Consider the following 8548-nt stretch of genomic DNA (forward strand, 5'->3'; position numbering starts at 1 on the left):
TGTAGGAGCCGATTCATCGGCGAAAGGACGGTCGCTGCGCGCCCCATGTAACCAGCGGCTTGCGCCGCCTCACGCTTGCGGGAGCGTTGAGAGCCGCGAGGGGCAAGCCCCAAGGGCCAACCCGACCGTGACTCACCAGAAACGACGAGCGTGAGGCGGCAACGCCGCTGGAAACACAAGCCGCGCAGCGGCTATCCGCACCTACTGCTCCTGCGCAAGCGCCTCGTTGGCGCCGACAACGCTGACCAGCAGCTTGTCGATGCGGGCGCCGTCCATGTCCAGGACTTCGAAGCGGATCCCCTGCCAGACGAAGGACTCGCCGGCATGCGGGATGTGCCCGAAATTGGTCGTGACCATGCCTGCCGCGGTCCGGAAATCGTGTTCTTCCTCGTTAGGCAGGCGGTCGATCTGCAGCAGTTCGCGCAGATCTTCCGCGGGAAGGCTGCCGTCGACCAGCCAGCTGCCGTCCTCGCGGCGGACGATGGGGCCGTCGTGGGCGGTGTCCTCGGTGGAGGGTGCGGTGGCACCGACCACGGCGGACAGGAGGTCATTGAGCGTGACCAGGCCTTCGATGTCGCCGTACTCGTCCACGGCCAGTGCCAGCTGGGTGTCGGCGTCGCGGAAGGATTCGAGCAGATCGAGCGCGCGTGCGGTCGCCGGCACGAAAAGCGGACGGGCGAGGTGCTTGAACAGGTCCACCTCGCCTCGCTGCATCGAGCCGAACAGTGACTTCACCTCTACCGTGCCGACCACCTCGCTCTCGTCGCGGCGATAGACCGGGTAGCGCGAAAACGGCGTCTCGCGCAGCACCTCGAGGTTGTCTTCCAGCGGTGCATTCATGTCGAGCCACGCGATCTTCATCCGCGGGGTCATCACCGAGCCCACCGTACGATCGCCCAGGCGGAGGACGCGGTTGACCATGTTGCGTTCGTCGAGGTCGAGGATGCCCTGCTCGGCACTTTCGGCCACCAGTAGTCGGATCTCCTCTTCCGTGGCGGCGGAGGCGTCGCCGCGGCGCAGGCCGAGCACGTGCAGGATGCCGCTGGAGAGATGGTTGAGCAGCCAGACCATCGGCAGGGTGATCCGGGAGATCACCAGCATGGGCACGGCGATCTGCGAGGCGATGCGCTCGGGTGCGGTCAGTGCGGCACGCTTGGGGACCAGCTCGCCAATGACGATCTGAACCAGCGACATCAGCAGGAAGCCTAGCAGCCAGCCGATGATCTTCGCGTACGGCTCCAGCCAGGCCGGCTCGCCGTCATGGAGGAGGGCGGTGAACTGCGCGCCCAGCGTGTCGCCGGCCACGGCGCCGGTGACCAGGATGATCAGGGTCATGCCGACCTGCACGGTCGACAGGAACCGTTCCGGGGATTCGGCCAGGCGGAGCGCGGCCGCGGACCGGCGGCTGGTCCGTGCCATCTGCTTGAGGCGGCTCTTGCGTGAGGCAACGACGGACATCTCGGACAGCGCGAAGAACGCGTTGCCGAGGGAAAGGACGAGGACGAGCAGGATGTCGGAGAACATTGGGGGATATATATCAGACCGGGGGTGTTTGGGGATTGGGGGGAGCTGGCATCACCGCCTTGTTGGCTTTTCGCCGCTGAAGCGGCTCCCACATTTCCTTATCCGGTAACATTGCGGTCACAAATCCCCCAGGTTCCTCCAGGCGACCCCATGTTTTCACTCCAGACGATGTTCGGTAAGGGCGACAAGTTCTATGGCCTGCTCGAGGCGAGCGCGGAAGCCGCCCGCGAAAGCGCCAAGGCGATGCATGAGCTGGTTACCCAGGCCGACCGTAACCCCGTGATGGCCGCTTTCAGTACGGCCCGCGCCCRCGAGAAGGCCTTGCATGGCCAGATCGGCGAGGAACTGGTCAACACCTTCGTGACCGCCCTGGATCGTGAAGATATCGAGGCGCTGAACTCCGCGCTGTACAAAATTCCGAAGACCATCGAGAAGTTCGCCGAACGCTACGTGATTGTCGCCGAGCGCCTGGACGGCATCGATTTCGGTCAGCGCGCGGCCCTGCTCGAGCGTTCGGCCGAGGTGGTCGTCGCCATGATCGGCCAGCTGCGCCACGGCCTGAAGATCGACCCGGTGAAGAAGCTCCGCGACCAGCTCCAGGCGCTGGAGTCCGAGGCCGACCGCCTCCTGCTCGACCCCTACCGTACGCTCTACGCCGTAGGCACCGATCCGCTGCGGGCCATTCTCGCCAAGGATCTGTTCGAGCTGGTGGAGAAGGCCGTGGACAAGTGCCGCGACGTCGGCAACGTCGTCTATTCCATCGTGCTCAAGAACTCCTGAGGGCGGCGGTCCCATGAGCATGGTTATCGCGGTCGTCCTGATCGCCCTCGCGTTCACCTATATCAATGGTTTCCACGACACGGCGAACTCCATCGCCACCGTCGTCGCGACCAAGGTACTCACGCCCGGCCAGGCCGTCCTGCTGGCGGCGGTCACGAACCTCGCGGGTGCCCTCTGGGGCACGGCCGTCGCGGCGACAATCGCTTCGGGCCTCATCGATACCGGTGTGGTGGACGTGGGCTCGCAGCTGCTGATCAGTGCGCTGCTGGGCGCCACTATCTGGAACCTCATCACGTGGTGGATGGGCCTGCCCTCGAGCTCGAGCCACGCCCTGGTCGGCGGCCTGGTCGGCGCGGCCCTGGCGGCCTCGGACGGCAACCTGCACTCGATCATCTGGTGGGAGGGCGGGGCGCACTGGTGGCTGGGCAAGGGCGTCATGCCCAAGGTCATCCTGCCGATGATCGTCTCGCCCTTCCTCGGTTTCGTCATCGGCTACCTGCTGATGGGCGGCCTCTACGCGCTGCTCGGCTTCTTTTCCAGCCGCAAGGGCCCGCTGCGCCGTTTCGGCCGCACCCCCTTCGTCAACAGCTTCTTCGGCAAGGCACAGATCGTCTCGGCCAGTGCGATGGGCCTGTCCCACGGCATGAACGACGCGCAGAAGAGCATGGGCATCATCGCCCTCGCCCTGGCCGGTGCCACGGCGGCCGGCCACTTCGACCACCTGCCGACGATCCTGCACTTCCTGCGTATCCCGCACGACCCGGCGGCGCCCGGTGGCTTCCCGATTCCGGTCTGGGTCAAGGTCGTCTGCGCGCTCACCATGGCCGCCGGCACGGCTGGGGGTGGCTGGCGCATCATCAAGACGCTGGGCCACAAGATGGTCAAGCTGCATCCGATCAATGGTTTCGCGGCCGAGGGCAGTTCGGCCGCGGTGATCCTCACCGCTTCCCTGCTCGGCGTGCCGGTGTCGACCACGCACAACGTATCGGCGTCGATCATGGGCGTCGGCGCGGCAAAGCGCTGGAACGCCATCCGCTGGTCTGTCGTCGAGCGGATGGTCTGGGCCTGGATCCTTACCCTGCCGATCACGGCGGGTATCGGTTACGGCCTGGTCAAACTCAGCCGGCTGTTCCTCTGACTCAGAGGGCGTCGGCCTCGCCGTTGACGACCTGCTCGAGCTGGTCGCCGGTCGCGCCCAGTTCTTCGATCAGGCGAGCGAGTTCGCGCTCGTCCAGGTAATCGTAAGGGCGGTTCTCGCACAGGTGCAGATAAGGCGAGCCGTCGAGGTCCGCCTCGGCGAGGTAACCCGTGCGCTGCTCCCAGTTGAAACGAAGGCAGCGTCGCGCGTCCACGCCGGCCAGCGGGCCGATCGGGGTCGACAGGCGCAGGAAGCGCAGGCCTTCGGAATCTTCCAGCTCAGCCAGGTAGATGCCCTGGTGGCGGCCGTCCGGCAACTCCAGGTCGAAGCTGATGAGGTAGGGCTCGTTCTGACGGAGCTTGTGGACGCCGCCGACATGGGAGCGGATGGCCTCGAAGTGTCGCATGGCTGTGGGTAAGGTCCGTCACGGGGGAAAGTCGATGGTACGCTCCCCGCCGTTTCCAGACATGCACGAAACGACCATGACGGATGAACTCGACGACGATGAGGCCCGCGCGCTCCGCGCGACACGGATCATCGAAGCGGTGGCGGCGATTCCGCGCGGCCGCGTGGCCAGCTACGGCGCCATTGCCGCTCGTGCCGGCTACCCGGGACGCGCCCGCCTGATTGGCCGGGTGCTGGGCGATGCGCCCAACCGGCTCGACCTTCCCTGGCACCGGGTACTGCGAGCCGACGGCCGGATCGGCATCCCTGCCGGCACACAAGGCTTTCGCGAGCAGTGCCGGCGACTCAAGGCGGAAGGCGTGACGGTGAAGGACGGCCGTGTGCCGATGAGTGCCTTCGGGCTCGACCACGACCTGGACCGCGCCATCTGGGGCTGACGCGGTGCGACTTCAGCGATAGGTGACGTCGATGACGTGCCAGGTGGCAGCGCGATCTCGCTCCAGCGCATAAGCGAACAAGCCGGCGGGGAGCTGGCGCCGTGCCGACGCGATGTCGAGCGGCCGGATGACGGCACCTACCTGGTGCCCGGACGGACAATCGAGGGTGCCATGCCGCAGCGGGCACGCCTGCTCGACGATCGCACCGCTGAAGACGATGGTGCCGCTTTCGGCACGGATGCACGGGGCGCTGCCGAGCACGGCGCAGGCCAGGCACGACACGGCAAGACACGGATGCTTCATAGACCTTCTCCACCGAAGGGCACGAACGATCGACGAGCCGCGGACAACGGGCCCGTGCTCATTACCTGCCGACTTGGCGATTAAGAACATCGCTTTCGTCCCAAATCGGCGTAGGCCTACAGCCCGTTCAGCTGCCAGCGCATCCTGATGAAAGCCCCGGTTTGTTAGCATGGCGGCATGCAGTCCCAGGCCCACGATCTCCTTCATTCCGTTTTTGGTTACCCCGAGTTCCGCGGCCAGCAACAGGCCATCGTCGAGGAGGTCGCCAACGGCGGCGACGCACTCGTCCTGATGCCTACGGGCGGCGGCAAGTCGCTGTGTTTCCAGATTCCCGCCCTGATGCGCCACGGCACGGGCATTGTCGTGTCGCCGCTCATCGCCCTCATGCAGGACCAGGTCGACGCACTGACCGAGGCCGGCGTGCGTGCCCGCTACCTCAACTCCAGCCTCGATTCGGCCACCCAGCGCGAGGTTGAGGAGCTGCTCCTCGCCGGCGACCTGGACATGCTCTACGTCGCGCCGGAGCGTCTGTTGACCGGGCGTTTCCTCGGCTTGCTCGACCGCATCCCGATTGCTCTGTTCGCTATCGACGAGGCGCATTGCGTATCCCAGTGGGGTCACGACTTCCGCCCCGAATATCGTGAACTGGCGATACTCCATGAGCGCTTCCCGGAAGTGCCGCGCATCGCGCTCACGGCGACGGCGGACGACCGCACGCGCGAAGAGATCGTTGAAAGGCTTGGACTACACGCAGCGCGTCGCTTCGTCTCGAGCTTCGATCGTCCCAACATTCGCTATCGCGTCGCACCCCGGCAGAACGCGCGGCGGCAGCTGCTGGATTTCCTCGATGCACATCGGGGCGAAGCCGGCATCGTGTATTGCCTGAGYCGCCGCAAGGTGGACGAAACGGCCGCATGGCTGGTGGAGGCGGGCGTCGAAGCCCTGCCGTACCACGCCGGTCTCGATGGCGACATGCGTACGCGTCACCAGCAGCGTTTTCTTCGCGAGGACGCCGTGGTCATGGTAGCGACCGTGGCCTTCGGCATGGGTATCGACAAGCCCGACGTGCGCTTCGTCGCTCACCTGGACCTTCCACGCAGCATGGAGGGTTACTACCAGGAGACCGGTCGTGCCGGTCGCGATGGACTGCCGGCCGAGGCATGGATGGTCTACGGCCTCGGTGACGTCGTCACCATGAGCCAGATGATTTCGCAGTCCGAAGCAGGCGACGATCGCAAACGCATCGAACGCCTCAAGCTCGACTCCCTGCTCGGTTTTGCCGAGGCCACGCGTTGCCGCCGGCAACTGCTGCTCGAGGCCTTTGCCGAGGTCTACCCCCAGCCCTGCGGCAATTGCGACAACTGCCTGGTGCCGCCCACCACGTGGGACGCCACGCTCGCTGCGCAGAAAGCGATGTCCTGCATCTATCGCAGTGGCCAACGCTACGGCGCAGGGCATCTCATCGAAATTCTTCGTGGCGAAGCCGGCGAGCGCGTGCGCGACCTGCGCCACGACCAGCTCACCGTATTCGGCGTCGGCGCGGACATGGATGCCACGCAGTGGCGGTCGGTGTTCCGCCAGCTGCTGGCAGCCGGTCTTATCGAAGCCGATCCCGAAGGGTATGGAACGCTGCGCCYGTCACCGACCAGTGGCCCGGTGCTGAAGGGCGAGCGCAAGGTGTGGCTGCGAGAGGATGCGCGGCCGGCCAAGGGGCGTCGCAGTTCACGACCCTCGCCGGCCACCACGGGTGGGTCGCTTGGCATCGAGGAAATCGAGCAACCGCTGTGGAGCGAATTGCGCAGGGTGCGCTCGGAACTTGCCAAGCAACATGGCGTGCCCGCGTACGTCATCTTCCACGACGCGACCCTGCTGGCGATGCTACGCGCGCTGCCGGCAAACGAAGACGAACTGGGTTCGATCAGCGGTGTGGGCGAGAACAAGCTCAAGCGTTACGGGAAGGATTTCCTCGCGGTGCTGACGGCAAGTGGCGCCTGAGGTAATTCTCAACCCCGCGTCATATATGCAAAAAATGTCCGGATTCGCTTGCATGCCCCGGCTGTCGTCCCCAATCTTGAGGGGCTGACCCGACATCAAAGCGACGAGGGTGCATGCCGTGTCTTCGGGGCACGGCCAACGACGACTCAGGGAGCCGCCCATGCACGACGCCACGCCACTCATCGCCACCATCGTTGGCGGACTTGTCCTCGCTTTCATCTTCGGCGCCATCGCCAACCGCCTTCGACTCCCTGTCCTCGCCGGCTATCTCGTTGCCGGCGTCGTGGCCGGGCCGTTCACTCCCGGCTACGTGGCTGACGCAGGGATCGCCCAGGAACTGGCCGATCTGGGCGTGATCCTGCTGATGTTCGGTGTGGGGCTGCACTTCTCCCTGAAGGACCTGCTCTCGGTCAAGGCAATATCCATCCCCGGCGCCGCCGTGCAGATGGGTGTCGCTACCGGCCTGGGCATGCTGCTCGGCTGGGCCCTGGGCTGGCCGCTTGCGCAGGGCTTCGTCTTCGGCCTGGCCCTGTCGGTGGCGAGCACGGTGGTTCTGCTGCGGGCGATGGAAGAACGCCGGCTGCTCGACAGCGATCGCGGCCGCATCGCCGTCGGCTGGCTGATCGTCGAAGATCTCGCGATGGTGCTGGCGCTGGTGTTGCTGCCAGCGATCGGTGGCTTCCTCGGCTCGGACAAGGGTGGCGCGACGCCGTCGATGGGCGAGCTGTTCGAGACCGTCGCGTGGACCGTTGGCAAGGTGGTGGTGTTCGTCGCCCTCATGCTCATTGTCGGCAAGCGTGTCATTCCCTGGACGCTGCAGGCGGTGTCGGCCACGGGGTCGCGCGAGTTGTTCCGTCTCGCCGTGCTGGCCATGGCCCTCGGTGTCGCTTTCGGCGCCGCACACCTGTTCGACGTCTCGTTCGAACTGGGCGCCTTCTTCGCCGGCATGATGATGGGCGAGTCGAAGTTGTCGCAGCAGGCAGCCGAGGAGACCCTTCCGCTGCGTGACGCGTTTGCCGTGTTGTTCTTCGTCTCCATCGGCATGCTGTTCAACCCGCATATCCTCGTCGAGCATCCGTGGGTCGTGCTGGCCGCCTGCCTGATCATCATCATCGGCAAGTCGGCCGCCGCGTTCGTCATCGTGCGGGCCTTCGGGCGGCCGGTGAAGACGGCGCTGACGATCGCCACCAGCCTCGCGCAGATCGGCGAGTTCTCCTTCATCCTCGCTGCGCTCGGTGTGTCGGTGGGCCTGATCAGTGCTCAGGCGCGCGACGTGATCCTCGCCGCGGCCATCGTCTCCATCCTGGTCAATCCGCTGCTCTTCGTGGCACTGGATCGCTGGATTGCGAAGCACGATGCCGATGCACCCGAGCAGCATCCGGCGGCGAAGGGCGGGCATACGGTGCTGGTCGGTTTCGGTCGTGTCGGGCGGCGCGTGTTTGCCGAACTGCGTGCGGCCGGCGCACGCGTGCTGGTAATCGAGACCGATGAGGATGCCGTGCGTTCCCTGCGTGAATCGGGCGACGCGGACGTGGTCATCGGCAATGCCGCCGCGGCCCTGGTGCTTGCCGAAGCCAACCTCACCGGCGCGCGGTCCCTGATTGTCGCTGTGCCGGATCCGTTCGAAGCCGGGCAGGTGGTGCGTGCGGCCCGACAGCTCCGCGCCGATTTGCCCATCGTGGCTCGCGCGCACTCACAGGAGTGCATGGATCATCTGGCCGGGCTCGGTGCGAGCAAGGTCATCTACGGTGAGCAGGAACTTGCGCATAGCCTGTTCGAGGCAGCGCGAGGCGATCGTGCGCCGGTCGCCTCATCGGGTCATTGATCGCTACGCGGTTCTAACGTCCCGGCGGCTACCGTAAACGGAATTGCGCCCCCGCGACGAGGACTCCATGGCATCCCTGATCGAAGACTACGCGATGCTCGGCAATTGCCGCAGCGCCGCCCTTGTAGCACGTAACGGTTC

Annotated in this window: 8 protein-coding genes; 5 read left to right on the forward strand and 3 right to left on the reverse strand. The window is 65.8% G+C overall.

The window, feature by feature from the left end; translation table 11 throughout:
- Positions 1-201 precede the first annotated feature (201 nt).
- Positions 202-1524 (reverse strand): hemolysin family protein, encoded by a 1323-nt coding sequence (locus AC1DT2_RS11025; RefSeq protein WP_477296233.1) that lies wholly within the window; start codon positions 1522-1524, stop codon positions 202-204.
- A 150-nt stretch (positions 1525-1674) separates the two neighbouring features.
- Between AC1DT2_RS11025 and AC1DT2_RS11030 the strand changes: the two genes are divergently transcribed.
- Complete coding sequence (locus tag AC1DT2_RS11030) at positions 1675-2304, forward strand: DUF47 domain-containing protein (RefSeq protein WP_477296234.1); 630 nt, start codon at positions 1675-1677, stop codon at positions 2302-2304.
- A 13-nt stretch (positions 2305-2317) separates the two neighbouring features.
- Positions 2318-3442 (forward strand): inorganic phosphate transporter, encoded by a 1125-nt coding sequence (locus AC1DT2_RS11035; RefSeq protein ID WP_213950050.1) that lies wholly within the window; start codon positions 2318-2320, stop codon positions 3440-3442.
- A 1-nt stretch (position 3443) separates the two neighbouring features.
- On the opposite strand, the gene AC1DT2_RS11040 is transcribed toward AC1DT2_RS11035, so the two are convergent.
- On the reverse strand, positions 3444-3848 hold the full coding sequence (locus tag AC1DT2_RS11040) for a hypothetical protein (protein ID WP_046966983.1): 405 nt from the start codon (positions 3846-3848) through the stop codon (positions 3444-3446).
- 76 nt (positions 3849-3924) lie between these two features.
- Here AC1DT2_RS11040 and AC1DT2_RS11045 point away from each other — a divergent pair, with 76 nt between their 5' ends.
- Complete coding sequence (locus AC1DT2_RS11045) at positions 3925-4284, forward strand: MGMT family protein (RefSeq protein WP_046967019.1); 360 nt, start codon at positions 3925-3927, stop codon at positions 4282-4284.
- 12 nt (positions 4285-4296) lie between these two features.
- On the opposite strand, the gene AC1DT2_RS11050 is transcribed toward AC1DT2_RS11045, so the two are convergent.
- Entirely contained in the window at positions 4297-4587 is a 291-nt protein-coding gene (locus AC1DT2_RS11050; protein WP_477296235.1) for a hypothetical protein, read from the reverse strand.
- A gap of 177 nt (positions 4588-4764) precedes the next feature.
- On the opposite strand from AC1DT2_RS11050, the gene recQ reads away from it, so the two are divergent.
- Together recQ and AC1DT2_RS11060 are read left to right on the forward strand one after the other, a co-directional pair.
- A complete protein-coding gene (recQ, locus tag AC1DT2_RS11055) occupies positions 4765-6582 on the forward strand; it encodes a DNA helicase RecQ (protein ID WP_477296236.1) in 1818 nt (605 codons plus the stop codon).
- A 160-nt stretch (positions 6583-6742) separates the two neighbouring features.
- Positions 6743-8407, forward strand: a complete 1665-nt coding sequence (locus AC1DT2_RS11060; protein WP_477296237.1) for a cation:proton antiporter domain-containing protein — start codon at positions 6743-6745, stop codon at positions 8405-8407.
- Positions 8408-8548: the final 141 nt, after the last annotated feature.

Source organism: Luteibacter sp. P4_E6 (assembly GCF_056401535.1).